Origin of the sequence: Staphylococcus pasteuri, from assembly GCF_030547725.1 — a bacterium.
Taxonomy (GTDB): domain Bacteria; phylum Bacillota; class Bacilli; order Staphylococcales; family Staphylococcaceae; genus Staphylococcus; species Staphylococcus pasteuri.
On sequence record NZ_JAUOQO010000964.1, the window covers coordinates 1 to 236 of the forward strand.

Here is a 236-nt window from a genome sequence, read left to right on the forward strand (position 1 = left end):
GCAGGACCGTGGCGAAACACCACCACAAAAACGTCAGCAAAGTGCCTCTCGCACCGTAGGTGTAGGCTCTCAAATATTGGCTGATTTAGGGGTGAGTAAAATGCGTTTGTTAAGCTCTCCGAAACGCTATCACGCGCTTTCTGGCTTTGGTCTTGAAGTTGTTGAGTACATTGACCAAGAATAATTTCCGATGCGCTTTGGCGTAAAATTAAATTAAGGGTCTATCACTTTAGTTG

General features: G+C 44.9%; 1 protein-coding gene. It reads left to right on the forward strand.

What is annotated here, in order from left to right; translation table 11 throughout:
- Positions 1 to 184, forward strand: a 184-nt coding sequence (locus Q4528_RS16055) for a GTP cyclohydrolase II (RefSeq protein ID WP_439848958.1), incomplete at its 5' end; no start/stop codon positions are given.
- Positions 185 to 236: the final 52 nt, after the last annotated feature.